Origin of the sequence: Clostridium ljungdahlii, assembly GCF_001636845.1 — a bacterium.
Taxonomy (GTDB): domain Bacteria; phylum Bacillota; class Clostridia; order Clostridiales; family Clostridiaceae; genus Clostridium_B; species Clostridium_B ljungdahlii_A.
This window is the reverse complement of the sequence record NZ_LITT01000035.1, coordinates 89,712-116,540: the sequence shown is the minus strand read 5'-3', so window position 1 is coordinate 116,540 and position 26,829 is coordinate 89,712. Positions and strand designations below refer to the sequence as shown.

The following is a 26,829-nucleotide window of genomic DNA, read 5'->3' as shown; positions in this document are numbered from 1 at the left end:
TATATAGATTTATATGGGTATTCTAACTTAAAAATCAACTTATACGCAGGTATATTTTTACAATAATGAAGTTCTTTTAAATATTTTGCATATAAGTCTTAGAAAAAAATTCGTAAAAACTTAGAACTTTTGAATTGTCTGAGGTACGAGTTTTCAAAAGTTCTTAGCTTTTTTAGAATTTTTTACTTAGACTTATCAAAATATTTAATGAACTGAAGGTTGTAAAAGATATCCGTAGAATAAGTTGATTTTTTGCTTAGAAGATCTATATGTTAGATAAATTTTTTACTTACGGTTTAAAACTAATTTTTTAAGGGCAGTTGCAAATTGATCAGGACAGGAAGTCCCTTTTCCACTGCAGGAAATTCCCTCTAATTTTTCGACAGCTTCAGCTACATCCATTCCTTCTACTAATTTTGATATACCTTGTAAGTTCCCATTACATCCTCCTACAAAATTTACATTTCTAATTTTGTTTTCTACAACATCAAAATTTATTTGACTTGAACAAACTCCTTTTGTTATATAACTGTACATTTCATCACCTTGTTTCATATAAAATAATGTAGTAACAAAATAATTATATAGAATATAAAGTTAATATACAACAAAATAAATTAATTAGTATTACCTATTTTAGCTAACCTTCATATTATAGTTGTAAGGGGGCGATGGTGTGTTGGAGTATCTTTATATATGTAGCACTTCTTCTGATACGGTATCAAAGGTGAATCTGGATGATTTTCATGAAGAAACTAGAATACATTTAAAATCTGAGGACATGACCTATAGAGTTGGACCCCATGGTGTATGTTTAAGTGATTCTAAACTTATAACAGCAAATAAATATAATAACAGCATATCTATAATAGATATAAAAAATGAAATTCAGGAAGAAACTTATTACGTTGGGGCATGCTGCAATGATATTATTACCTATAAAAATAATGCATATATAATATGCAGTGATTTAAACAGCTTACTTGTTTTTGATCTTAGCATGAGAAAAGTGGTTGAAGAAGTTCCCTGTGGAAATCTTCCTTATAGTATATGTTTGAATAAGGAAAAAAAGTTGCTAGTAATATCTAATATGGAAGACGATAGCATAACATTAATAGACTGCAAAAAAAATGAACGTATAGCTAACATAAGGGTAGGATACTATCCTACTAAGGCTGTGTTTGCAGTGGATGGACAGCATATACTTATCTGTGAAAGCAATATAGGATCGGAGTTTAGGGGAAGTATAGCCATATTATCACTTAAAAACTATAAAATTATAAATAGAATTATTGTGGGAAATTCGCCAGTAGACATATACTGCAGCAGTAGATACTGTTTTGTATCTAATTTTGGAGATGGCACAATAAGTGTTTTGGATATAAATAACTATAAGGAGAAAAAGAGGTTGATTGTAGGGGGTATGCCTGCAAGTGTATTAAAACGAAGGGGAAGTTTATACGTGGGTGATAACTATAACAATTTATTGATAAAGGTAAATTTAAAAGATGAAAATAAAAAATATATACCTATAGGTGGAGAACCTACAGGTATGGTTGTGAAATAAATCTTTAATCTTCCATAAGTAATTCAACTATTTTATAATAAATTTCTGAAAAGTTTTTTTCCCACTTTTCACATAGACCTTGGGCAGTTTTTTTAGAGTCCACATTTAGCTTCAAATTCATTAAGGTGGAATTACTTTCTGATATTTTTAAATTTACCATAAAACTGTTTTTATGTTTAGCTGTATAGTTGGCATTTACTGAGATTTTACTTTTTATGTCATTAAAACGCTCATCTATATAGTTGTCTAATATATCTATTTTATCTTTGGAAATTCTATTTCCGAAGAGGGACAACACCTTTATGCCTTTTTTTGTAATTATAAATTTATGGTTACTTTGAGAATCTATCTGCTTGATAAAATTAGAAGATAGAAGCTCATTTAAATATTGTTGAAGAGTAAAATAATTTATGAAGTCATTTTCCAGTATGACTTCAGTTATTTGATTATTGGAAATAGGAAACTTGATTTTCTTAAATATGTAAAGCAGAAGTAATTTATTTTCTGCTAGTTCTAAAGTGTTTTCAAACATTTAAAATCCTCTCCATTGAATTAAGAATACTAAAATAATATATATGTATATTATAGCATAGTTGTATAAAATATTTGAATGCATATTTTTGAATGTAATATATCTAAAATAAATTTTTTGAATTTTGTAATATTTGTTGTTATAAAATACTATATAAAATTATGAAATAAATATATTGTGGAGGTAAAAATTGAAATCAAGATGTATAAAAAAAATATTTATGGTGTCCATATTATTGCTTATAGCTATTGGCGTATCATTATTTGCAAATTATAGATATGAAGGGGCATTTGCAAGAGTAAATAGGAAATTACCTATTTATTGTGTTGACACAAAAGATAAAAAAGTTGCTATAACTTTTGATGTTAGTCTAGGAGATGAATACATTGATGAGATATTAAATGTACTGGATAAACATAATATAAAAGCTACATTCTTTGTAGTAGGGGACTGGGTTGATAGAAATCCCGATAAACTAAAAGAGATATATAATAAAGGACACGAAATAGGAAATCATTCAAATAGGCACCCTAATATGACGAAAATATCTAGAGATAAAATTATTGAAGATATAAACATAAATGAAGCTAAAATAAGAAGTATAACAGGAAGTGGAACAAAACTGTTTAGATGTCCTGAAGGGTCTTATAATGACGATGTAATAGATACAGTAAAGAATTCAGGATATTACTGCATTCAATGGGATGTAGATAGTATAGACTGGAAAGAGCAGGGGGCAGATCTTGAATACAACAGGGTTATAAAAAGTACAAAACCTGGTTCTATATTACTATTTCATAATAGTGCAAAGTATACACCATCTAATTTAGAAAGGGTAATAGTAAACTTAAAGGAAAAAGGATACAAGTTTGTTAAGGTAGGAGATTTGATATATAAAGATAACTATAAAATGGACTATGACGGAAAGCAGATGAGAAATTAATATAACTTATATTAAACAATTATTGAAAAACACAATAAATATGTATTATAATGGCAATGAGGGCAAGCATCAATGATTGGATTACAATTTAGAAAATAGTATAAAAAAACATATCCTGTTTAAAATAATTTTAAAACATATATTTTAGCGGGAGGTAATAAAGATGCAATCTATAGAAGTTATTGAAACTAATGCCCAGTTTAAGAGATATTTGGTAGAGCTTTTTGATTTAATGAATTTAGACTACTGTACGTTTACAAGCAATGATGCTAGTAGAAGGATAAATTATGTAGTGCTAAATTCTATAGACAAAAGGTACAAAGTTCTGGATGGAGATTATTGTTTTGTAAATATGGATTTAATATGTAAAAAGAAAAATAATGTAGATATATCCGGTTGCATCATAACCTATGGACTGGGAAATAAGAATACGGTTACTATATCGAGCTTAGACTATTCTAGCGGATTTGTATATTGCCTCCAAAGAGATATTATATATGAGGGAAAAAGGGTGATTGAGGCTCAGGAAATTCCAGTTAATATGGCACTCAAAGATATTGATGAACTTTACGCAGCTGTAGTAGCTATAACTATAGGTCTTATGGAAGACAAGTGCATTTATGATTTGATCAAAAATAAAACATTTATGACTTTAAGCTAAATTATAAGTATATTTTTGTTTTTTGATGAATAACTATATGATAGTGAAACATTTAAAACTAAGGGAAAGAGGGGTTTATGATGGACAATTTAATGTTAAACAATAAGATCTATCTTGAAGGTACAGTAGCTTCAGAATTACAATTTAGCCACGAAATGTATGGAGAGGGTTTTTACACCTTTAATGTTGAGGTTCCTAGATTAAGTGAAAGTAAGGATATACTATTCATTACAATTTCAGAGAGACTTATAGGTGGAATGGATATCAAAGTTGGAACTGATGTAATAATAGAAGGACAGCTTAGGTCCTACAATAAATTTGTGGATGGGGCAAATAGATTGATATTAACTGTATTTGCAAGAAATATAGATTTTTGCACTGAAAGGAGTAAAAATCCAAATCAAATTTTTCTTGATGGATTTATATGCAAGGAGCCAGTTTATAGGACAACTCCCTTTGGTAGAGAAATCTCAGATATGCTTCTAGCTGTAAACAGAGCTTATAATAAGTCTGATTACATACCTACCATTGCTTGGGGAAGAAATTCTAGGTTTTGTAAGTCATTAAAAGTAAGTGACAATATAAGGGTTTGGGGAAGATTACAGAGTAGAGAATATCAAAAAAAGATATCAGATACTGAAACTGTAAGGAAAATAGCTTATGAAGTTTCTATATCTAAAATGGAAAAAGTTAACAGAGATAAAGAAAAAATGGAGGAAGAAAACGAAGAAGAGGAAAAAGAACAACCTAAAAATGAAGATGAAAATAGCTTAGGGGATAACATAGGCGATAAGCGTATATCATAAACAGAATCTGTATTTACAGGGTATAGGCCTTGTCCTTGAATTTTAAGGAGGTTATACCCTGTATTTTCTAGATGAATTATTTCCTTAAATCTGATAAAATTTTAGTTTTGCCTTTAGTTTTATCATCTACTGACTTTACTATTTTTGCAGGGCTTCCAGCAGCTACAACTCCTTCAGGTATATCTTCTGTTACTACTGAACCTGCTGCAATTACAGAGCCAGTTCCAATTTTTACTCCTTCTAAGATTACGGAGTTAGCTCCTATAAGTACATTGTCACCTATCTCACAAGGTGATTTACTAGGTGGTTCTAAAACTCCAGCTACTACAGCTCCAGCACCTAAGTGAACATTTTTACCAAGTTTTCCTCTAGCACCTACTACTGCATTCATATCTATCATAGTGCCTTCACCTATTTCTGCACCTATGTTTATAACTGCCCCCATCATTACTACTGCATTTTTGTCTATTTTAACTTTATCTCTTATAATAGCACCAGGTTCAATTCTGGCATTCATGTTTGTCAAATCAGCAAGGGGAATGGCTGAGTTTCTTCTGTCCTGTTCTATTCTAAATTGCTTGATCTTATCTTTGTTTTCTTCTAAAAATTTTGATATTTCATCGCTTTCTCCAAAGAGAATGTAAAAATCACCACTATTATAATTTTCTATACTGCCTAAATCACAATTTGATATGTCACCTTTAAGGTAAACTTTAACTGGAGTAGATTTTTTAGCCTCTTTTATATACTTTGCTATTTGATATGGATCTGTAAGGTCATATTTTGCTTCCATTTTAAATCATCCTTTCCATTTTATTTATAATGAATAAATTTTAGTCTTTTATAGTAAGCATAACTACGTTTTTAGTTTTTTAAGCAAATTATAACATATAAAAGTTTAAGTATGTAGATAATTTGTACTTAATATCAGGATTTTTTTGTGGAGTTTTTAAGTATTTCACCTATTTGCTCATGGGTAAATTTATAAGATGTCTTACAAAAGTTACATTTTAATTCTTCAGTTTTTCCTTCATTATAAATTTCCTCTAAATCTTTTGCACCTATGCTTATAAGAGCCTTTTCAACTCTTTCCCTTGAACAATCGCATTTATAAGTAGGTGTTAATTCATCTAATATCTTTAATCCCATATCCTTAAAGATATCATTTAATATTTGTGAAATACTCATGCCCTTAGCTAGCATATTTGATATAGATGGAAGTTCCTGTAACCTATAGGTAACTAAGTCTGCAAGGAGATCTTCTGCTCCAGGAAGCATCTGAATGATGAATCCTCCTGAGGCCTTTATACTTAAATCTACATCTACGAGAACTCCAAGGGCTACTGCAGATGGAGTTTGCTCTGAAACTGTAAAGTAGTAAGCTAGATCATCTCCTATTTCCCCAGTTTGTATAGGAATTTTGCTGGAGTAAGGTTCTCTAAGTCCCATATTTCTTACTACGGTTAAATTTCCATTAGTTCCTATGATTCCACCTACGTCAAGTTTTCCTTTACTATTTGGTGGCAAATTTGCAAGTGGGTTTCCTATATATCCTTTTACATGGCAGTCAGCATAGGAAGTTACAGATATTCCTTTAGCTTCACCGCCTCCAGAAATTATAAGGGATAAGCTATCTTTAGGTGATTTTAACATTGCCCCCATAAGGCTTCCTGCCGTGAGCATCCTTCCAAAGGCTGCTGCAGCTGTAGGAGCACATTCATGAATTTTAACAGCTTCATTTACTAGATTTGTAGTAGAGGCTGCTATTATTCGAATGTTATCATCTTTAGCTGTGGCTCTTATTAATTTATCTATCATTTAATTTCCATCTCCTAATCATACGTGTATTAAAGTTTAGTTACTATATATGATATTCTTTCAGAAGTATCAGTTACAGTTTTATCACTGTAGTTGTCCAATTTATTTACAATTCTAAACCCACAATTTTTCAATGTGGATTCTATATATTCGCAAGTATAAGCCCTTTCGCGATGGTTTTCATCAAATCGTTTATAAAAATCCTCATGACGTATAAAAAATGTGAGGTACATGTCCACAATGTCATCTTCTAAATAATTTTCCCACATATACGTAATATTTTCATCGTCGTAAGTATAGGTATTATTACCTAGTATATTTGTAATTTTGTAATAGGAATTTATATCAAATAGGAATATTCCATTGCTTTCTAAATGATTGAACACACTTTTAAAGTAACTTTGTAATTCTGATTCTTTTAATATATAGTTTGTAGAATCAAGACAGCAAGTTATGAGATTGAATTTCCTGTTTAACTCGAAATTAGTTATGTCTTGACATATAAAGTTTACTTTTAATCCACTGTTCCTAAGCTTTATATCTGCTTCTGATAGCATTTCACTGGATAAATCTACTGCCCAGGTATTTTTAAAATAAAGTGCCAACTTTTCTGTCATATTACCCGTACCACAGGCTAAATCCAGATAATTTTCTCTGTCTATATTTAATTTTTCACATATGTTTATAATTTTTTTAGCCCATGTGCTGTAATCTATATCGCTGTTTATTAGATTGTCATATATATGAGCAAATTTTCCATAGCAGTTCATTTTTATTTCCGTTATCAAATTTTCATAACGGTCTTTAACTCCCTTCTTACAGGTATTTTTATAGGTGTTTAAAGTTAAAAAAGGTAAAATTGTATTTATCAATTAATATTATATATTTTTGAGGTATAAGTCAAATTTATTGTTTATCTTTGTTTTTACTATGGTTTACTAGACTTTCATTTTTAGGTATATTTAATTCCTTTTTTCTCTTAGTCATCATGCCACCAATTCTTCCAGTTTCTTCAGCTGTTAAACTGCTCCAGCCAAATGAATTAACTTTCTCTTTTAATCCTAGTTCTTCAGCTATTTCATATTTTAATTTTTCTCTAAGTTTTTCAGCTTCTGTAAGCTCTCTGTTTGATTTCAATTTTGCTTTTATGATTTTTTTTAATGGAGTTTTTGACATAGATACCATCCTCCCACTTTTACTATAGATTATTTTTACCCCAAAAGCGAGATTTATACATACTATAATTGCTGTAGAATAAATACATAATATACTATAATAATTATAGTATATATTTTAAATATAATATACATTTAAAGCAGCAATCTAAATGACATGCACGTAGCTACAGGAATATTATGGTAATTAAATAAGCTTTCCAAGTAGAATTATTATTTGGCTTTTGAACGGAAACAATTAATTTTATTCTAAAGTGCATTATACATTGCATATAATACATTAAGCAGTATGAAGTATGCGTTATTTTTAATTCCCAATAATATTTATTTCTATGAACATATTTCAAAAGTTTAGTGTAAAATATTTAGTAAGATATATTTAAAATTAAATAGGTTATCTTTATTAAGATATCATGGTATTATATTTAATAATAGATCTTAAACTTAAATATTTAATCAATTTATATTATAAAATTTTTAGGAGGAATATTAAAATGAGTTGTAATGTGGCAGTAGTTGGGTGTACTGGAATGGTAGGAAGAAAATTTATAGAGGTGCTGGAAGAAAGAGATTTTCCAATAGAAAAATTGTATTTGTTTGCATCTGCTAAATCAAGTGGAAAAATATTAAAATTTAAAGATAAAGATTATACTGTAGAGGAATTAAAAGAAGATAACATAAAAAATAAAAAGATAGATATTGCTCTTTTCTCAGCAGGTGGAAGTGTAAGCCTTAAATTTGCACCTATATTTTCAAAATATGGTGCAGTAGTTATAGATAATAGTAGTGCTTGGAGAATGGATAAAGAGGTACCTTTGGTAGTTCCTGAAGTAAATCCAGAGGATATAAAATGGAATAAAGGTATAATTGCAAATCCTAATTGTTCAACTATACAAGCAATAGTAGCAATTAAACCTCTTTATGATAAATATGGAGTAGAAAGAATTGTATATTCTACATACCAGGCTGTATCTGGCGCTGGAATGGGAGGATATAATGATTTACTAGAAGGATATAAGGGAAATGCACCTAAGAAGTTTCCATATCCAATAGCAGGAAATATACTTCCTCATATAGATGTATTTTTGGAAAATGGATACACTAAAGAAGAAATGAAAATGGTAAACGAAACAAGAAAAATATTACATGACGATACTTTGAGAGTTACAGCTACTACAGCAAGAGTACCAGTAACTTATTCTCATAGTGAAAGTATAAATGTAGAGCTTAAAAAAGACTTTAAAATAGAGGATATTTTTGAATTGTACAAGAATGCTGCTGGAGTAGTGTTAAAAGATGATGTGGACAATTTAGTATATCCAATGCCAATAGAGGCAGCAGGAAAAGATGAAGTATTTGTAGGAAGAATAAGAAGGGACTTTAGCGTAGACAATGGATTAAATCTATGGGTTGTAGCAGATAACATAAGAAAAGGTGCTGCTACTAATGCTGTTCAAATAGCAGAATGCATAGTTAAGGATAAATAACAATATAATTTAAGATGATAGGCATATTAAATTTGAATTGAGAAGGGGTGCTTTTAATGAGCTTATTTAAAGGTTCAGGGGTAGCTATTATTACCCCATTTAATGATAATGGGGTGGACTTTGATAAATTAAAAGAATTGCTTGAGTGGCAAATAAAATCAGGTACAGATGCAATAATAATTTGTGGGACTACAGGTGAAGCTTCCACTATGACTGAAAAGGAAAGAAAAGATACAATAAAATTTACAGTAGATACTGTTAATAAGAGGATACCAGTTATTGCAGGTACAGGCAGTAATTGTACACAATCTGCCGTAAACATGAGCAAATGGGCAGAAAGTATAGGAGTAGATGGAGTCCTTGTAATCACACCTTACTATAATAAAACTACACAAAAGGGATTGATAGAGCATTTTAAGGCAGTGTCTTCAGCTATAAAAACTCCTATTGTAGTATATAATGTACCAGGAAGAACAGGATTAAATATACAGCCTAAAACTTTAAAAGAATTATGCAAATTAGATAATGTGGTAGCTGTTAAAGAAGCCAGTGGAAATATAAGTCAAATTGCTAAAATGAAAGCTCTATGCGGGGATGATATTGATTTATATTCTGGAAATGATGATCAGACAGTCCCTATAATGTCTTTAGGAGGGCTTGGAGTTATATCTGTTCTTGCAAATATTATTCCTAAAGATATGCATGATATGTGTAAATTATTTTTAGAGGGAAATGTAAAAGAAGCACTAAAGATGCAATTAAAGGCTCTTACACTTATGAATACTATGTTCATAGAAACAAATCCTATACCTATAAAAACTGCTATGAATGTTTTGAATATGAATGTTGGAAATTTAAGACTTCCACTTTGTGATATGTCTAAGGAAAATTTGGATGTTTTAAAATCAGAGCTTAAAAACTATGGACTTTTAAAATAAAAAACAAGTTTATTTAAATTATTGTGTAAAACGAAAGCTAGCTTTCTTTAATTTAACGTGAAAGATTTATTTCTTTCACGTTAAATCAATATGTGACTTTGTAATTAATGATTATTAAATAATTTGAGGAGAGGTTTAAATGATTAAAATTATACTAAGTGGATGTAATGGCAAAATGGGAAAAGTAATAACCAATTTAGTAGAGGATTTCCCGGACTTATCCATATGTGCAGGAATAGATAAGAAGGATGAAAAATCAGCATTTCCTGTGTTTACCAATATATTAGAATGTAATGTAGAAGGAGACGTAATATTAGACTTTTCAAGACCTGATTCATTGGATTCACTTCTACAATATGGTAAGAAACATAATATAGGAATTATATTTTGCACTACAGGATATAGTGAAGAACAAATTAAAAAAATTCAGGAAGCCTCAAAGTTTATTCCAATTTTTAGATCTGCCAATATGTCTATAGGTATAAATGTCATAAATAAGGTATTAAAAGATGTAAGTGCTCTTTTATATAAAAACTTTGATATAGAGATAATAGAAAAACATCATAATCAAAAAGTAGATGCTCCAAGTGGAACAGCATTACTTTTAGCAGATACAATAAAAGATTCTATACCAGAAAAGATTGACTATGTAAATGGAAGAGAAGGAATTAGAAAGAGAGTTCATAATGAAATAGGTATTCATGCCGTAAGAGGTGGAACTATAGTAGGAGAACATGAGGTTATATTTGCAGGCCAGGGTGAGACTATTGAGATAAAGCATACTGCTATTTCAAGAGAGGTCTTTGCTGTAGGAGCACTTCATGCTTGTGAGTTTATGTATAAGAGAGAAAAAGGCTTTTATTCAATGAAAAATGTAATTAATGGTAAATAATACAAAGGGCTGTTCGCTAATTAATTAGTGTGTCAGCCCTTTTAAATTCATAGTGGAAGGGTATGGATGATTTCTTTATATATTTAAAGTGTCTAACCATTTCTCTATTTTTGATAGGGACAATTTAAGTTCTTCCATACTATAGGCATAGGATATTCTCACATGATCTTCTCCACCTGATCCAAAAGCTGAACCTGGTACGATGGCTACACCACCTTCTTTTAGGAGTTTTTCGCAGAAATCATTGCTGTTCATGCCAAATTTTTTTATTGATGGGAATATGTAAAAAGCACCTTTGGGTAGGTTTACCTCGAATCCCAGGGATTTTAACCTGTTGAAAACATAATCTCTTCTTTCCATAAATTTAGACTTCATGTAGTTTACATCTTCCATACAGCTTTTTAAACCTTCATAAGCTCCCCATTGAGAAATGGAAGGAGCACAGGATACATTGTATTGGTGCACTTTTATTATCTCATTCATAAAGTATGTGTTTGCACATACATATCCTATTCTAAGGCCTGTCATTGAGAACATTTTGGAAAAACCACCTATTAAAATAACTTTATCCTTTATTTCTTTGTATTGTGCAATAGAGTAATAATCTTTTTCAAAGCATAATGAAGCATATATTTCGTCACTTAACACTAATACATCATTTGCTTTCAATAAATTAAATAAATTAGTGCTGTCTTCTTTAGATAAAATAGCACCTGTTGGATTACAAGGATAGGAGAGAACTATTAATTTAGGTTTTTCTTTCTCTAATATTTTTTTTAATCTGTCAAAATTAATGGAAAAGTCATCGTTTAAACTGTAGTTTATTATACTTCCACCTAAAATTTTTACACAGCTTTCATAAGCAGGATAGGCAGGAGTTGGTATCAATACTTTATCACCTGTATTTACAAGAGTTGCAAATACATCCATTAAAGCTTCGCTTCCACCTATGGTAATACAGGTTTCTTTTGCAGTATAATGTATGTTTAAATTTGCAAGATATTTTGATATTTCTTCTCGCAGCTCTATAATTCCAGCATTTGAGGTATATCCAGTTTTATTTTCTTCAATAGATTGTATCATGGCTGCCTTAATTTTTTTAGGTACATTAAAATCAGGCTGACCTAAGGTTAAAGATATGGCATCTGGGTAGTTAACTAATTTGTTATAAAATTTTCTAATACCTGAAAGTTCTATAGAACTAACATTTTTTGATATACTATTCAAATTTTCACTTCCAATCTATATATTTATTTATTTGAATTGTACTCTAATTCATAAAATTATTCCACTTTTTATATATATGTATATTTTTATTATGAAATAAAACACTAGTAAAATGGAGGTGTAATTTTTGAGAAAAATATCTTTTATACTATTGCTAATTTTGTTTTTCCCTAATGCATCGATAATTAGAGCTAAGGAATCCAGGAAAAACCTTGGGATACTAGTAGATATTACAGAAGAAATGCTGTATCTTATTGATGAAGATAAAAACACAATTATAAAAAAATATCCTGTGGCTAGCGGTAAATCTGAAACACCTTCACCTATAGGAACTTGGAAGGTTGTCAGTATGGCTTCTTGGAGCGGAGGCTTTGGTACAAGATGGATAGGACTAAATGTTCCCTGGGGTAAATTTGGAATACATGGTACAAATAAACCGCATAGTATAGGCGGGCAGGCTTCTCATGGATGTATAAGAATGCTTAACAGCGATGTAGAAGATTTATATAATTACGTTTATTACGGTATGATTGTAGCTGTTTACGGCGGCCCATATGGCTCTTTTGGAAAAGGATTGAGAACATTAACTCCTGGAGTTCGGGGAGCAGATGTGTATGAAATACAGAGAAGGTTAAAAGATGCAGGATACTACTGCGGAAGTATGGATGGTATCTATGGAGAAAGTATGAAAAAATGTGTGATGAAATTTAGAAGGGATAATAAACTTCCGGAAAGTCATGATGTGGATAAGAATTTTTATAAAAAGCTTAGAATAATATTGATGGACTAATTTGCACAATAATAACTACTATTACATAGGCTTATTATTTGTGATATATTTTGTGCACATAAGTAATTGACTTTTAGCTGTATTAACAATACTCTTCATACAATAAAAAAAGCAGCCCATTGAATAGACTACTTTTTTATGGAGGCGCCATCCAGATTTGAACTGGAGATAAAGGTTTTGCAGACCTCTGCCTTACCACTTGGCTATAGCGCCATTATTGGAGCGGAAGACGAGATTCGAACTCGCGACGTTCACCTTGGCAAGGTGACGCTCTACCACTGAGCCACTCCCGCATATTTTGAATCTGGTGGCCAGACCAGGAATCGAACCAGGGACACGAGGATTTTCAGTCCTCTGCTCTACCGACTGAGCTATCTGGCCAAAGACAATGTATTACCTCGAATATTTACAAACTACACTTTAAAGAAGTAATAGTATATAAATTGGTGGGCACAACAGGGCTCGAACCTGTGACCCTCTGCTTGTAAGGCAGATGCTCTCCCAGCTGAGCTATGCGCCCTTACGACAATATTGTCACAACAGTTAATATTATATCTTGGTATATGTATATTGTCAATACTTGTGCATTAAATATTTGTAATAATTTTATTCGATCGCTCCCATTACTAACACCTATGTCTTTTCTATACTATTAATAAAGTTCAGCTGGAGAAAGTCATCCTTATGAGTAAACTCCAGCTGAGCCTAAGAATCACTTGCTAAATTAATTTTTATTGGGTATTTTTGGAGAATTTCGCTGTCGATATTTGACAATAGAAATTTGAATATAGATTTATTTTAGACACATACTATTTTGGAAGGGAGTGTTGAGAGGTGCTGTTATTGACTATGGTATATAGTAAAGAAAGAGAGTGTATAATCCAGGGAATAAGAGATTTAAAAGAATATTTTAAAAATAAAAATGTGCTTATTGGAATATATGAAAATATTGAAAAAGGTACTCACTTCCTTAAGGTATTTTGTGATGGGGAAATTAACAATAAACTTATGAATATATTTAATATGTGTGTTTCAAATATAATTTATAATATATTGGTAGATGAATTTTATGAAAAAGATGCTATGATTTTTCTATCAGATACGTATTTCTTTTTAAAATATGAAGATTTAGAGAAAATTGGAGAAAAGAGCATGGAAGTATTAAAGGGAAGAACCACAATTATAGATGAAAACTCCATTTACTGTATAAATAAAAAGAACGATATCTTGAATAAAATATCAGATTGTATGGCTGAAAATAAGGAAATAAACGTAGATGGTTTCATAACTTTTAGGAGAAAAGAGATTTTCAATGATTTAGAAGTTATAGTTGATAAAGTAGTGGAAAAATATATGGTAGAAAAAGAATACGATGAATTTATAAAACTTTTAAAGTATTTTGTGGATATCCAAGAGAGCAAAATAGATTATGTGAATATAATTATTGATAATGATGGAAGCTATATTATAAAAAATAAAAAAGGAGAAGAAATAACAGATAATTTTTTTAGAGATTTAACGGAATTAAGATATGGCAGCGATGCTTATTCCGATGATATTTTAATAAGTGCACTTATAACTAATTCGCCTGAAAGAATAGTTATTCATTGTGTGGAAAATTGTAAAAATACAGAACTTATTGATACTATTAAAAAAGTGTTTACTCATAAGGTACAATTTTGTAACAATTGTGGTATTTGCAAGACTATAAAAAATAGTTTAAACAGGGTGTAGATATTTTTAATTAATAGTTAATAATGAAGAATTAATAGTTAATGTGGATTTTTTCGTTACACTACGCACTACAAAAAACCTTTGATTAAGATTTCTACTATTCATTTTTCATTATTAATTCTTAACTTGCGAAGCAAAGCTTCGCATTATTTTTATATTAAGTCAAAATTTCATATGTTCGGAAGTTAATTATTTAGAGTATGATTTAATTTTTGCGTAGAAGCCTTCATATGTTATAGAATTGGACAACTATTGAATAAAAAAATTTACATTCTTATATTGACATACCCATTGCAGAATAATATAATAAGCTCAAATAGGATAAAGACCATGAAAAGGAAAAGTAAGTAAATCAATTACCTTAAGAGAGAAGGATTTTAAGCTGGAATATCCTTTAGGCAAGATTTATTGAATACCACCTTTGAGTTGTATACTGAAATTAAGTAAGTATTTCCCGCTAATCTGCGTTATGGATTCAAAGATAATAGCATGTTGCTTTTAATTTTTTAATTAAAGCAGACAGCTTAATCTTATAAGTAATTGTGAAAAAAGTTTTAATTTACATATAATATGTAAGTATGATTTTTTTGCAGTATATTTATTTGTTTTATAAAAGATTAATGCTATTAATTTGGGTGGAACCGTGATAATACTCGCCCCATTTTGTGGGAGAGTTTTTTTATTGCTTAATTTTAAGTTTCAAGTACTGTTTGAAGATAAACAAAGTTCTTGGCATCAGGTGGAGTTTTAACTCCACCTGATGCTTAGAAATTGTTATCCAGGGACGTATCTGTTCTTTACTCTGGGAGTATTAGAGCAGGTAGTCATCGGATAAATTCAGTATAAAACTAATTATATGAGGAGGAGTAAATATGATAAAGATAATCTTAAAAGATGGAAAAGAACTTGAAGTAGAAAAAGGATCAAAAGTAGCTGATATTGCAGCAAAATTAAGCACTTCACTTGGTAAAAAGGCTCTAGGAGCTAAAATAAATGGTAAAGTAGAAGAACTTAACAAGGAAATTAATGAAGATTGCAAACTTGAAATTTTGACATTTGAAGATGAAGATGGAAAAAGGATATTGAGACATACTGGATCTCACATACTTGCACAGGCAGTTAAAAGATTGTATCCAGGAGTGAAATTAGCTATAGGACCTTCTATAGATGATGGATTTTACTATGATATGGATGCTGATTTTTCATTTACACCGGAATTGCTTGAAAAAATTGAAGTTGAAATGAATAAGATAATAAAAGAAAATGAAAAATTGGAGAGATTTGAACTTCCAAGAGATGAAGCTATAAAATTAATGGAAGAAAAGAATGAGCCTTATAAAGTTCAACTTATAAAAGATTTGCCTGAAGATGAAGTTATATCTTTTTATAAACAGGGAGATTTTGTAGATTTATGTGCAGGACCTCATGTACCATCAACAGGTAAAGTTAAAGTTGTAAAACTTCTTTCAATTGCAGGAGCTTATTGGAGAGGAAATGAAAAGAACAAGATGCTCCAGAGAATATATGGTACTGCCTTTGAAAAAAAGAATGACCTTAAAGATTATTTAACAATGATGGAAGAGGCTAAAAAGAGAGATCACAGAAAACTTGGAAAAGAACTTGATCTTTTCAGTATACACGAAGAAGGACCTGGATTCCCATTCTTCCATCCAAATGGAATGATCATAAGAAATGAACTTCAAAATTACTGGAGACAAGTTCACCATAAAGCAGGATATGATGAGATAATGACTCCTATTATATTAAATGAAGAATTGTGGCATCAATCAGGACATTGGGATCACTACAAAGAAAATATGTATTTCACAAAAATAGATGATGAAGATTATGCTATAAAGCCAATGAACTGCCCTGGTTCTATACTTGTTTATAAGAACAAAATACATTCTTATAGAGACCTTCCTATAAGATATGGTGAAATGGGAATTGTTCATAGACATGAAAAATCTGGAGCTCTTCATGGACTCATGAGGGTAAGATGCTTCACTCAAGATGATGCCCACATATTTATGACTAAAGATAATATGAAAGATGAAATAGTAAAGGTAATAAAACTTATAGACAGTTTCTATAAAGTATTTAAATTTGAGTATTTCGTTGAATTATCAACAAGACCTGAAGATTCTATGGGAAGTGATGAAGACTGGGAAGCTGCAACTGAAGGACTTAAAGATGCATTAAAAGCAGTAGGACTTGATTATAAAGTAAATGAAGGAGATGGAGCTTTCTACGGACCTAAGATAGATTTCCACTTAAAAGATTCCATAGGAAGAACTTGGCAGTGTGGAACTGTTCAATTGGATTTCCAGATGCCAGAAAGATTTGATTTAACTTATGTTGGAGCAGATGGGGAAAAGCACAGACCAGTTATGGTTCACAGAGTTGTATTTGGATCTATAGAAAGATTTATAGGAATTTTGATAGAGAACTACGCAGGAGCATTTCCAGCTTGGCTTGCACCAGTACAAGTTGAAGTAATGAATATTACTGATGCTCAGGATGACTACGTAAATGAAGTAGTTGAAAAGTTAAAGGAAAATGATATAAGAGTAGAATCAGATATGAGAAATGAAAAGATAGGATATAAGATAAGAGAAGCTCAAATGCAGAAAGTTCCTTATATGATTGTACTAGGAGAAAAAGAAATGAAAGATAAAACTATATCTGTAAGAAGCAGAAAAGGCGGAGATATGGGAACTATGGCACTAGATGACTTCATTTCAAAACTTAAAGATGAAATAGATAAAAAAATAAGTGATATATAATTAAAATTATATATTGACTATAAGCTATAACAATAGTATAATGTAATTCGTTAAGAAGAAACTAGCCGTTTCTCACCTTACGGCACAGCCAGTAAGGTTATGAAGATTTCTTAATTAAAAGGATTCTTTATTATTGATGTATTCAAAGGACGGCGGTAGCTGTCCTTTTTTATATGCTTTGTTAAATTCCACCTAGGAGGTGAAAATCATTAATAAAAATTTTCTTATAAATCAGGATATAGTAGAAAAAGAAGTAAGAGTTATTTCAGATGATGGAAGTCAAATGGGAATTATATCATCAAAAGAAGCATTAAGATTTGCAGAAGAAAAGGAATTGGATTTGGTTATGATATCTCCAAATGCAAAGCCACCAGTTTGTAAAATCATGAATTATGGGAAATTTATGTATGATCAGGTTAAAAAAGATAAAGAGGCTAGAAAAAAACAGAAAGTTGTTAATATAAAAGAAGTTAGATTTAGCCCTAAAATAGAAGAACATGATATTTCCATTAAAGCTAAAAATGCAAGAAAATTTTTACTTGCAGGAGATAAAGTTAAAGTTACTGTAAGATTTAGAGGAAGGGAAGCTGATTATTCCTTTATAGGTAAAAAAATTTTAGATATATTTCATTCTAAACTTCAGGATGTTTGTGTAATAGAAAGGCAACCTAAGCTTGAAGGAAGAAACATGATAATGTTTTTATCAGCAAAGAAAGCATAATTGAGAGGAGGAATTTATTATGCCAAAAATGAAAACTAAAAGAAGTGTAGCAAAAAGATTTAAGATTACAGGAACTGGTAAGTTAAAGAGATCAAAAGCTTTTAAGAGTCATATACTTACAAAGAAAAGTGCAAAGACTAAAAGAAATTTAAGAAAAGCAGGACTTGTTTCAGAAACTCAAGAAAAAATCATGAAAAAATTAATGCCTTACGTATAATTGAAGGATTCTAAAAGGAGGTTTTACTATGGCAAGAGTAAAAAGAGCAGTGAACGCTCATAAACATCATAAAAAAATATTAAAGCTTGCAAAAGGTTATTACGGCGGAAAAAGTAGATTATTTAGAACTGCTAACGAAACAGTTTTAAGGGCTCTAAGATATTCATATGTAGGAAGAAGATTAAAGAAGAGGGACTTTAGAAAATTATGGATAGCTAGAATAAATGCTGCAACTAGAATGAATGGACTTTCATATTCCAAGTTTATAAATGGAATAAAGACTGCAGGCATTAATATGAATAGAAAGATGCTTTCAGAAATAGCAATAAATGATCCTAAAGGATTTACTGAATTAGTTGAAGTAGCTAAAAAACAACTAAATGCATAATATTATATTACATAAAAAGTACAGCATAATTATGCTGTACTTTTTTATAGGCAAATTATCATAATAAGGTGGACTATTATGGATATAATTAAAAGTAAAGATAATGCACATATAAAAGAAGTGAAAAAGTTAAAGGAAAAGAAATATAGGACTCAAAAGGGCAAGTTTTTAATAGAAGGTTTTAGGTTTGTAAGAGAGGCTCTTTATTCTGATTTCAAAATATCTTCAATTTTCTTAAGCAATGACTTTGAGGATAAGTGGGAAAAACTTTTACCAAAAGAAAACTTTGAATGTGATTTTCCTGTATATTTTATGGAAAAAGGTGTATTTAAGGCTATGGTGAATACTGAAAATCCTCAGGGAATAGCTGCGGTAGTGGAAAATAGAGAATTGAAAGCCCCAAACAAAGAAGGATTTTATATACTGGCAGATAAGATTCAAGATCCAGGCAATATGGGTACTATAATAAGAAGTGCACATGCTTCTGGAGCTTTAGGGGTTATAATTACAAAGGGAACGGTAGATATATACAATGAGAAGACGTTGAGATCAACAATGGGCTCTATATTTCATGTACCTGTAATCTATGATGAGGACTTGAAAAAAGTAGAACTTCTCAGGAAAAGTGGATTTAAGTTGATAGGAAGTTCCCTGGACACGGATATTAACTTTTATAGTGCAAATTTAAAGGGAAAAGTTATAATTGCAGTGGGAAATGAAGGAAATGGTCTTAGCAAAACCATACAGGATATTTCTGATATAAAGGTAAAGATACCGATGCCAGGTGGTGCTGAATCATTAAATGTATCTGCAGCAGCTTCTATAATGATGTTCGAAGCAGTTAGACAAAATTCAATTTAATGTTGACAATATGTAAATATATATGTAAAATTTAAAGATATAAACAATAAAAATTGAATAAGGATATTTACTGTGAAAGAGAAAGTAGATATATGATTTTTATCAGAGAAAAAAAGTCAGGGCTGGAAGCTTTTTTAAAAACATTATATATTGAAGTTCCTCCTGGAGTACTGGCTGTGAAATTATAATTAGCAGTCAGCGGTTAATTATCGTTAAAATATACAAAGAGGATATTATTTTCTAATAGTATCAATTTGGGTGGTAACGCGGATCAAAGTTCGTCCCTTAGAGGGATGGGCTTTTTATTTTTGTTTTAAATTAAAAAGATTGTAATGAAAGGAGAGTTTAAAATGAAAGAAGAATTAAAACAGATAAAGGAAAATGCCTTTAGCGAATTAAAAAATAAAAAGTTAGATATAGAGGATATAAGAGTTAAATATTTAGGTAAAAAGGGAGAACTTACAAAAATACTCAGGGGCATGAAGGATCTTTCCAAAGAAGAAAGACCTGCAATTGGTAAGCTTGCCAATGAAGTGAGGAGTACACTGGAAAATGCTATAGAAGAGGCATCAAAAAAGATAAAATCAAGTGCTACACAAGCAAAGCTACAGAATGAAACCATTGATATTACTATGCCTGGCATAAAGCAAACTGTAGGAAAGCGCCATCCGCTAGAACAAACACTAGAAGAGATGAAACAGATATTTATTTCTATGGGATTTACTATAGAAGAAGGTCCTGAAGTAGAGAAGGATTATTATAACTTTGAAGCACTTAACATACCTAAAAATCATCCAGCAAGGGGTGAACAGGATACCTTTTATATAAATGACAATGTAGTGCTTAGAACTCAAACTTCTCCAATACAGGTAAGAACTATGGAAAAACAAAAACCTCCAATAAAGATGATATCTCCAGGTAAAGTTTATCGTTCAGATTCAGTGGATGCCACTCATTCACCTATATTTTATCAAATGGAAGGTCTAGTAGTTGACAAAGGTATAACTTTTGCAAATTTAAAGGGTACTCTTGAGTTATTTGCTAAAAAGTTATTCGGAAATGACATACGTACAAAATTCAGACCTCATCATTTCCCTTTTACAGAACCTTCTGCAGAAATGGATGCCAGTTGCTTTGTATGCCATGGAAAAGGCTGCAGGGTATGTAAAGGCGAAGGATGGATAGAACTTTTAGGATGTGGAATGGTTCATCCACAGGTACTTAGAAACTGTGGAATAGATCCTGAAATTTACAGTGGATTTGCTTTTGGAATGGGTGTAGACAGAATGGTTATGTTAAAATACGGAATAGATGATATAAGAAACATGTATGAAAGTGACATGAGATTTTTAAATCAATTTTAATAGAGTTTCTAAATTGAAATTGACATATACGCTGAATATGATAACAAATTTCATCACCATAAAAACTTTTAATAAGTCTAAAGTTCGATATTTTGAAAATCTAAGGAGCTTAGCTAAACTCGTACCTCAAACATATCTAAGCTTCTAAGATTTCCTAAAATATCTCACTAAGACTTATCAAAATATTTAACGAGCTGAAGGTTGTAAAAATATATCGGAGAATAATTTTATTTTTAACTAGAAAGTGTATCAAGATTAAAAATTTGAAAGGAGATTTTTGTATGAAAGTTCCAGTAAAATGGTTAAAGGATTATGTTAAAATAGATATTCCAGGAAAAGAATTAGGAGATAGATTGACTTTAAGTGGTTCAAAACTTGAAGAAGCAATTGTAACTGGGGATGAAATCCAAAATGTAGTTACAGGTAAAATAATGAAGATAGAAAGTCATCCTCAGGCAGATAAGCTTGTTGTATGTCAGGTGGATATAGGAAAAGAAGAACCTATTCAAATTATAACAGCTGCTACTAATATGAAAGAACAAGATATAGTTCCTGTAGCGCTTCATGACTCTACACTTCATGGTGGAGTAAAGATAAAAAAAGGAAAATTAAGAGGTCTTATGTCAAATGGAATGTTTTGCTCTGAGGAAGAACTTGGCATAGCAGGAGATAAAACTGTATATGGACTTATGATTTTAAAAGAAGATACGCCAATTGGCAAGGACATAAAGGAAGTACTTGATATGACAAGTACTATACTGGATTTTGAGATAACTTCAAATAGACCTGATTGTCTTAGCATTATAGGAATGGCAAGGGAAACTGCTGCAACTTTAAATGAAAGCTACAAAATGCCGGAATTAGATTATAAGCCTTCCTGCAGCGAAAATATTCAAAACACATTAAAAGTAGAAATAAAAGATGAGCTTTGCAAAAGGTATATGGCAAGGGGTATAAAAGATGTAAAAATAGAGCCATCACCTTCATGGATGCAGGAGAGACTTTTAGAAGCAGGTGTAAGGCCAATAAACAATATAGTTGATATAACTAATTTTGTAATGCTTGAAATTGGAGAACCTATGCATGCTTATGATATAAGGGAGATAAAATCTGGTACTATAGTTGTAGATAAAGCTAGAGATGGAGAAAAATTTACTACTCTTGATGAAGAGGAAAGGCAATTAGATCAGAATATGCTTACCATTAAGGACGGAGACAGAACTATCGGACTTGCAGGAATAATGGGAGGACTTAATTCTGAGATAAGAGATGATACTTCTTCTATAGTATTTGAGTGTGCTAACTTTGATGGTACTAATATAAGAGTTTCTTCACAAAAGCTTGCACTTAGAACAGAAGCTTCAGGTAGATTTGAAAAGGATCTTGATCCTAATTTAGCTGAAATTGCTATGAACAGAGCTTGCAATTTAGTTGAAATGCTAAAAGCAGGAAAAGTTATGGAAGGTACAATTGATGTATATGATGAAAAAGTTGAACCTCACAGCGTAGACGTTGATTCCAACTGGGTAAATAAATTTTTGGGTACTGAGATACTTAAGGAGGATATGGTAGATTATTTAAATAGACTGGAATTAAAAACTCAGCTTAAAGGAGTCATTTTACATATAGATGTTCCTACTTTTAGGGGAGATATAAATATAAGAGAAGATGTGGCAGAAGAAGTAGCTAGAATATATGGATACAACAATGTACCTACTACTGTAATAAGAAGTGTAAGTACAAAAGGCGGAAAGAATCCAAAGCAGAAACTTGATGATAAATTGGTAGAAACACTTATTTCAAGCGGACTAAATCAATCTATAAGTTACTCTTTTGTAAGTAGAAAAGTATTTGACAAAATACTTTTACCTGAAGATAGCAAACTTAGAAATGCTGTAGCTATAAAAAATCCTTTGGGAGAAGACTACAGCATAATGAGAACAACTACATTACCGTCTATGATGGAATGCTTAGGTAGAAACTATTCAAGAAAAAATGAAATCGTAAGGTTATTTGAAATTGGAAGAGTGTATCTTCCACTAGAAAATGGTGATACTTTACCTGAAGAAGACAATATTGTAACCATTGGAATGTATGGTGAATGTGATTACTTCAATTTAAAAGGTATAGTGGAAAACATATTAGATACCTTAGGAATAGAGAAGTTTTCTTTTAAGAGAGAAAGCGATAATCCAACTTTCCATCCTGGAAGAACAGCTGCCCTTTATGTAAATAGAAAGTTAACAGGAGTGCTTGGAGAAATCCACCCAACTGTATGCGAAAATTATGGTATAGACGAAAGATGTTATATTGCTGAATTAAACTTAGATGTTTTGTATGAACATGCTGATTCAGATAAGAAATATAGACCTCTGCCTAAATTCCCTGCAGTTTCTAGAGACCTTGCAGTTTTAGTGGATGACAATATAATGGTACAGGAAGTGGAGGACATTATAAGAAAACAGGGAGGAAACATCCTGGAGAAAGTTAAGTTGTTTGATGTTTATAGAGGAAAACAGATAGAAAGTGGAAAGAAGAGCATAGCTTATTCAATATCTTATAGAGCTGAAAATAAAACTCTTACAGATAAAGAAGTTAATAAAGTTCATAGCAAAATAATAAGATCACTAGAGCATAATTTAGGAGCACAACTTAGAAAGTAAGGATTCATTGATCAATAAGGCTGGATGAATTTAATGTTCATCCAGCCTATTTTATGATGCTTTAGCTCTTTAAGGTAAAATAAAATATTTCATATGTGGAGAATTTGTGATAGAATGTTGTTATAAAGAATTGGAAACAGCATGATCTAAGAGGGTGTTTAAATGAGTATGGTGACGGTTTTTATAAATGGAGTTGAATATAATTTAAAAGGTGATGAGCAAGAAGAATATCTACATAAGGTAGCAAGTTATGTGGATAAAAAAGTTAAGAGTATTATAAAAAATAATAGCAAATTAAGCACTTCCTCAGCAGCTGTTTTATCCGCACTTAATGTAGCAGACGATATGTTAAAAGCTCAGGAAAAAGAAGACCAGTTGTCGGGAAGAGTGGATGAGCTAGAAAGAGTAGGAAAAGTATACGAGGATCAGATTAAATCTTTGAGAAAGCAGCTTAGGTATACGGAGGAGCTCAATGCTGAATTTAAAATAAAATTAAAGAATAGCAGTAGTGGTGAGGCTTTAAAAGAAAAAGATGAAGAAATAAAGAAATTGGAAGAAGAAATAAAAATTATAAAAGAAGCAGCTCAAAAGTATATGAATGAAAATACTAAAATGACGGCACAAAATAAGGAACTGAAATTTCAAGTACAATCGGGTAAGTATAAAATAATAGATCTTCAACATAAGCTAGAAGAAAACCAGATAAGTCTGGCAAAAGAGAGAAAAAAGAAAAATGCTCTTTTAAATAATGGAGTAAAATAAAATCCGAACTGACGATGGTCTTGGTTCGGATTTTATTAGTGAGTGAATAAATTTAAATATTTAAACAGGAGAAGATGGAATAATGGAAAAAGTAGAATTATTAGCTCCAGCAGGAAATTTAGAAAGTTTATATGCGGCAGTTCAAGCAGGGGCAGATGCTGTTTATCTTGGAGGAAATAAGTTTTCTGCAAGGGCTTATGCTTCTAACTTTGATGATAGAACTATGAAAGAGGCAGTGGAATATTGCCATCTATATAATGTAAAGGTATATGTTACTATAAATACTATAATGAAAGAAAAGGAATTAAAAGAAGCTTGTAAATATGCTGAATTTTTGTATAATGTAGGGGTAGATGCCCTTATAATACAGGATATAGGATTGGCATCTCTTTTAGGAGAAAAGCTTCCTGAACTTGAACTGCATGCTTCTACTCAAATGACAGTACATAATGGAGAAGCTGCCTTGTCTTTAAGCAAACTAGGTTTTAAAAGAATAGTGCTTTCTAGAGAACTTTCATTAAAAGAAATAGAGTATATATCTAAAAATCTTGATATAGAAACGGAAGTATTTATACATGGGGCGCTATGCATTTGCTATTCCGGACAGTGTCTTATGAGCAGTATGATTGGAGGAAGAAGTGGAAATAGGGGAAGATGTGCCCAGCCCTGCAGGCTTCCTTACGAAATTGTAAATAAGAAAGACAAAAGCAAATATAAAGGTTACATTTTAAGTCCGAAAGACATGTGTACTATTGAAAATATTAAGGAAATAATAGAAAGTGGAGCAAGTTCCTTGAAAATAGAAGGAAGAATGAAAAGACCGGAATATGTGGCAGGAGTTGTATCTGAATATAGAAATGCCATTGATGATTTCTACCAAGAAGGTAAAAAATTAAAGGATTTATCTTATATAGAAGGTAGTAAAAAAAGACTTTTGCAATTGTTTAACAGGCAGGGATTTTCAAAGGCTTACTTACACAAAAATACTGGAAAAGATATGATGGCGTATTCTTTCCCTAAGAATACAGGTATAGAAATAGGTAAAGTAGATAATGAAAAAAGCATTCTACTTACTGAAGATATATCAGAAGGAGATGGAGTTAGAATTGGAACTAGTGGTTTTACTATTTCTAAACTGGTGAAGTCCGGAAAAGAAACTGAAAAGGCTTATAAGGGGGAAAAAGTTAAAATCTTTCCAGCAAATTATAAAGCAGGAGACAGGGTATATAAAACTGCTGACTTAATTCAGCTTCAAAAGTTAGAAAAGATATATGAAGACCATTATGGCAAGAAAATTAACTTATGTTTAAAAATACAATTTGAAGTTGGAAAGCCAGTTGTTTTACAATGTCATTATGATAAAAATGATTTTAAGGTGGAAGGCCAAATAGTAGAAGAGGCTTTAAAGCAGCCTTTGAGCAAAGAGAGAATATATAAAAGTTTAAATAAAACTGGAAATAATATATTTAAGTTTGACAGCATAGAATTTGAAATATTTCAACCTGGATTTTTGCCTATATCTGATTTAAATGAAATTAGAAGAAGAATTTTAGATGAAATCAAGCAATATATACTAAATAAAAATAAAAAAAGTAGTATTTCAAGCAAAAAAGTATATGAAGTACCTGTGCTGAAAAATAACTTTAATAAAGTATATTTACCACCTAAAATGGTATTTGTAAATACTAATGAGCAATTGAAGGCAGTGATGGAATCAAGTTTTGAATATGTATGTATAAATCCGTTTAAACAAATTAAAATAAATAATTTAAATAATATTGAATCTAAAAAAATATATATTAAAGTTCCTAATATAGTTAAAAACGAATTTAATTATATAGAGAAATTTATAGATAAAAACTTAGATAAAATTGAAGGCATAGTTACTGCAAATTTAGGTATAATAAGTAAGTTTAGAAATAAGCTAAATATACTAGGTGACTATAAGTTAAACATAACAAACAGCTGTGCACTGGATTTTTATAGCAAAGTTATGAATGGATCTTGTTTAAGTGTGGAACTAAGTAAACATGAGATAAATGAGCTAATTAGAAATAGTAATTTTAAAGCTCAAATGTTTGTATATGGGAAAGTGGAACTTATGGTAAGTGAGTACTGTGCTATAGGAAGCACTTTTGGAGGCAAAGCTACTTCTAAAAATTGTAAAGGTGCTTGTAAAGAAGGGGAGTTCTTTCTTATAGACAGAAAGAAAAAAGAGTTTCCATTAAATACGGATGAATTTTGCAGAAGCTACATATATAATTCTGTTGCAACTAACCTTATACCACATATAGAAGAACTTAGGAATATAGAAATTGACAGTTTTAGGGTAGATTTTATTGATGAAGATTATAGCAAGACTAAAAAAATATTAGAATGCTTTGAAAAAGAAGAATTTCATGGTGATTTTAGTGAGTTTACCAGAGGACATTATAAAAACAGTATAGAGTAAGATTATGGGTAACACAAAATTAAAGTCATTTGATCTGAAGGGATT

Annotated in this window: 25 protein-coding genes, 4 tRNA genes and 1 other annotated feature; of the genes, 18 read left to right on the top strand and 11 right to left on the bottom strand. The window is 30.7% G+C overall.

The genetic code is table 11. The annotated features are described in order from the left end of the window. Positions 1 to 285 precede the first annotated feature (285 nt). Positions 286 to 537: a TIGR03905 family TSCPD domain-containing protein gene (locus WY13_RS13010; protein ID WP_063556065.1), complete on the bottom strand. Its 252-nt coding sequence runs from the start codon at positions 535 to 537 to the stop codon at positions 286 to 288. A gap of 142 nt (positions 538 to 679) precedes the next feature. Here WY13_RS13010 and WY13_RS13005 point away from each other — a divergent pair, with 142 nt between their 5' ends. Then, positions 680 to 1,567: a YncE family protein gene (locus tag WY13_RS13005; RefSeq protein ID WP_063556232.1), complete on the top strand. Its 888-nt coding sequence runs from the start codon at positions 680 to 682 to the stop codon at positions 1,565 to 1,567. A gap of 4 nt (positions 1,568 to 1,571) precedes the next feature. On the opposite strand, the gene WY13_RS13000 is transcribed toward WY13_RS13005, so the two are convergent. Next, entirely contained in the window at positions 1,572 to 2,099 is a 528-nt protein-coding gene (locus WY13_RS13000; RefSeq protein WP_063556064.1) for a DUF4364 family protein, read from the bottom strand. A gap of 190 nt (positions 2,100 to 2,289) precedes the next feature. On the opposite strand from WY13_RS13000, the gene pdaB reads away from it, so the two are divergent. The 3 genes from pdaB (at position 2,290) to WY13_RS12985 (ending at position 4,509) form a co-directional block, all read left to right on the top strand. Next, positions 2,290 to 3,042 (top strand): polysaccharide deacetylase family sporulation protein PdaB, encoded by a 753-nt coding sequence (pdaB, locus tag WY13_RS12995; protein ID WP_063556063.1) that lies wholly within the window; start codon positions 2,290 to 2,292, stop codon positions 3,040 to 3,042. Positions 3,043 to 3,205: 163 nt separating this feature from the next. Then, positions 3,206 to 3,703: a hypothetical protein gene (locus WY13_RS12990; RefSeq protein ID WP_063556062.1), complete on the top strand. Its 498-nt coding sequence runs from the start codon at positions 3,206 to 3,208 to the stop codon at positions 3,701 to 3,703. Between the two features lie 80 nt (positions 3,704 to 3,783). After that, positions 3,784 to 4,509 (top strand): single-stranded DNA-binding protein, encoded by a 726-nt coding sequence (locus WY13_RS12985; RefSeq protein WP_063556061.1) that lies wholly within the window; start codon positions 3,784 to 3,786, stop codon positions 4,507 to 4,509. A 76-nt stretch (positions 4,510 to 4,585) separates the two neighbouring features. Here WY13_RS12985 and dapD read toward each other — a convergent pair whose 3' ends face one another. The 4 genes from dapD to WY13_RS12965 all read right to left on the bottom strand — a co-directional run bounded on the left by dapD (position 4,586) and on the right by WY13_RS12965 (position 7,503). Next, a complete protein-coding gene (gene dapD / locus WY13_RS12980) occupies positions 4,586 to 5,302 on the bottom strand; it encodes a 2,3,4,5-tetrahydropyridine-2,6-dicarboxylate N-acetyltransferase (RefSeq protein ID WP_063556060.1) in 717 nt (238 codons plus the stop codon). 134 nt (positions 5,303 to 5,436) lie between these two features. Continuing rightward, on the bottom strand, positions 5,437 to 6,327 hold the full coding sequence (hslO, locus tag WY13_RS12975) for an Hsp33 family molecular chaperone HslO (protein ID WP_063556059.1): 891 nt from the start codon (positions 6,325 to 6,327) through the stop codon (positions 5,437 to 5,439). Between the two features lie 29 nt (positions 6,328 to 6,356). Further along, complete coding sequence (locus WY13_RS12970) at positions 6,357 to 7,097, bottom strand: class I SAM-dependent DNA methyltransferase (RefSeq protein ID WP_063556231.1); 741 nt, start codon at positions 7,095 to 7,097, stop codon at positions 6,357 to 6,359. Positions 7,098 to 7,233: 136 nt separating this feature from the next. Continuing rightward, a complete protein-coding gene (locus WY13_RS12965) occupies positions 7,234 to 7,503 on the bottom strand; it encodes a small, acid-soluble spore protein, alpha/beta type (protein WP_063556058.1) in 270 nt (89 codons plus the stop codon). 493 nt (positions 7,504 to 7,996) lie between these two features. Between WY13_RS12965 and WY13_RS12960 the strand changes: the two genes are divergently transcribed. The 3 genes from WY13_RS12960 (at position 7,997) to dapB (ending at position 10,819) form a co-directional block, all read left to right on the top strand. Then, the gene (locus WY13_RS12960) at positions 7,997 to 8,989 is read left to right on the top strand and encodes an aspartate-semialdehyde dehydrogenase (RefSeq protein ID WP_063556057.1); all 993 of its coding nucleotides are present in this window, start codon (positions 7,997 to 7,999) and stop codon (positions 8,987 to 8,989) included. 56 nt (positions 8,990 to 9,045) lie between these two features. Continuing rightward, complete coding sequence (gene dapA / locus WY13_RS12955) at positions 9,046 to 9,927, top strand: 4-hydroxy-tetrahydrodipicolinate synthase (protein WP_063556056.1); 882 nt, start codon at positions 9,046 to 9,048, stop codon at positions 9,925 to 9,927. 139 nt (positions 9,928 to 10,066) lie between these two features. Further along, positions 10,067 to 10,819 carry a 4-hydroxy-tetrahydrodipicolinate reductase gene (dapB, locus tag WY13_RS12950; RefSeq protein WP_063556055.1) on the top strand — a complete coding sequence of 251 codons (753 nt, stop codon included), beginning with the start codon at positions 10,067 to 10,069 and terminating at the stop codon, positions 10,817 to 10,819. Positions 10,820 to 10,894: 75 nt separating this feature from the next. On the opposite strand, the gene WY13_RS12945 is transcribed toward dapB, so the two are convergent. Then, entirely contained in the window at positions 10,895 to 12,046 is a 1,152-nt protein-coding gene (locus WY13_RS12945; protein ID WP_063556054.1) for a pyridoxal phosphate-dependent aminotransferase, read from the bottom strand. 127 nt (positions 12,047 to 12,173) lie between these two features. Here WY13_RS12945 and WY13_RS12940 point away from each other — a divergent pair, with 127 nt between their 5' ends. Continuing rightward, positions 12,174 to 12,836, top strand: a complete 663-nt coding sequence (locus WY13_RS12940) for a L,D-transpeptidase family protein (protein ID WP_063556053.1) — start codon at positions 12,174 to 12,176, stop codon at positions 12,834 to 12,836. Positions 12,837 to 12,975: 139 nt separating this feature from the next. Here the strand turns inward: WY13_RS12940 and WY13_RS12935 are convergent. From WY13_RS12935 to WY13_RS12920, 4 genes are all read right to left on the bottom strand, one after another. Next, a tRNA-Cys gene (locus WY13_RS12935) sits at positions 12,976 to 13,049 on the bottom strand. Positions 13,050 to 13,054: 5 nt separating this feature from the next. After that, positions 13,055 to 13,129, bottom strand: a tRNA-Gly gene (locus WY13_RS12930). Positions 13,130 to 13,141: 12 nt separating this feature from the next. Then, a tRNA-Phe gene (locus tag WY13_RS12925) sits at positions 13,142 to 13,217 on the bottom strand. Between the two features lie 63 nt (positions 13,218 to 13,280). Continuing rightward, a tRNA-Val gene (locus WY13_RS12920) sits at positions 13,281 to 13,356 on the bottom strand. Positions 13,357 to 13,670: 314 nt separating this feature from the next. Between WY13_RS12920 and ytxC the strand changes: the two genes are divergently transcribed. From ytxC to WY13_RS12870, 10 genes are all read left to right on the top strand, one after another. Further along, the gene (gene ytxC, locus WY13_RS12915; protein ID WP_063556052.1) at positions 13,671 to 14,570 is read left to right on the top strand and encodes a putative sporulation protein YtxC; all 900 of its coding nucleotides are present in this window, start codon (positions 13,671 to 13,673) and stop codon (positions 14,568 to 14,570) included. Between the two features lie 872 nt (positions 14,571 to 15,442). Further along, positions 15,443 to 17,356, top strand: coding sequence for a threonine--tRNA ligase (gene thrS / locus WY13_RS12910; protein ID WP_063556051.1), 1,914 nt, complete (start codon positions 15,443 to 15,445; stop codon positions 17,354 to 17,356). Between the two features lie 199 nt (positions 17,357 to 17,555). Beyond that, positions 17,556 to 18,077: a translation initiation factor IF-3 gene (infC, locus tag WY13_RS12905; protein WP_063556050.1), complete on the top strand. Its 522-nt coding sequence runs from the start codon at positions 17,556 to 17,558 to the stop codon at positions 18,075 to 18,077. A 19-nt stretch (positions 18,078 to 18,096) separates the two neighbouring features. After that, positions 18,097 to 18,294 (top strand): 50S ribosomal protein L35, encoded by a 198-nt coding sequence (gene rpmI, locus WY13_RS12900; protein ID WP_013240073.1) that lies wholly within the window; start codon positions 18,097 to 18,099, stop codon positions 18,292 to 18,294. A 28-nt stretch (positions 18,295 to 18,322) separates the two neighbouring features. Further along, positions 18,323 to 18,682: a 50S ribosomal protein L20 gene (gene rplT, locus WY13_RS12895; RefSeq protein ID WP_063556049.1), complete on the top strand. Its 360-nt coding sequence runs from the start codon at positions 18,323 to 18,325 to the stop codon at positions 18,680 to 18,682. 78 nt (positions 18,683 to 18,760) lie between these two features. Continuing rightward, positions 18,761 to 19,543, top strand: a complete 783-nt coding sequence (locus WY13_RS12890; RefSeq protein WP_063556048.1) for a TrmH family RNA methyltransferase — start codon at positions 18,761 to 18,763, stop codon at positions 19,541 to 19,543. Between the two features lie 63 nt (positions 19,544 to 19,606). Further along, positions 19,607 to 19,832, top strand: a binding site (T-box leader). 61 nt (positions 19,833 to 19,893) lie between these two features. After that, complete coding sequence (gene pheS / locus WY13_RS12885) at positions 19,894 to 20,907, top strand: phenylalanine--tRNA ligase subunit alpha (RefSeq protein WP_063556047.1); 1,014 nt, start codon at positions 19,894 to 19,896, stop codon at positions 20,905 to 20,907. Between the two features lie 281 nt (positions 20,908 to 21,188). Beyond that, a complete protein-coding gene (pheT, locus tag WY13_RS12880) occupies positions 21,189 to 23,570 on the top strand; it encodes a phenylalanine--tRNA ligase subunit beta (protein ID WP_063556046.1) in 2,382 nt (793 codons plus the stop codon). 162 nt (positions 23,571 to 23,732) lie between these two features. After that, on the top strand, positions 23,733 to 24,332 hold the full coding sequence (locus tag WY13_RS12875; RefSeq protein WP_063556045.1) for a cell division protein ZapA: 600 nt from the start codon (positions 23,733 to 23,735) through the stop codon (positions 24,330 to 24,332). An 82-nt stretch (positions 24,333 to 24,414) separates the two neighbouring features. Then, a complete protein-coding gene (locus WY13_RS12870) occupies positions 24,415 to 26,784 on the top strand; it encodes a DUF3656 domain-containing U32 family peptidase (protein ID WP_063556044.1) in 2,370 nt (789 codons plus the stop codon). The last annotated feature ends 45 nt before the right edge of the window (positions 26,785 to 26,829 follow it).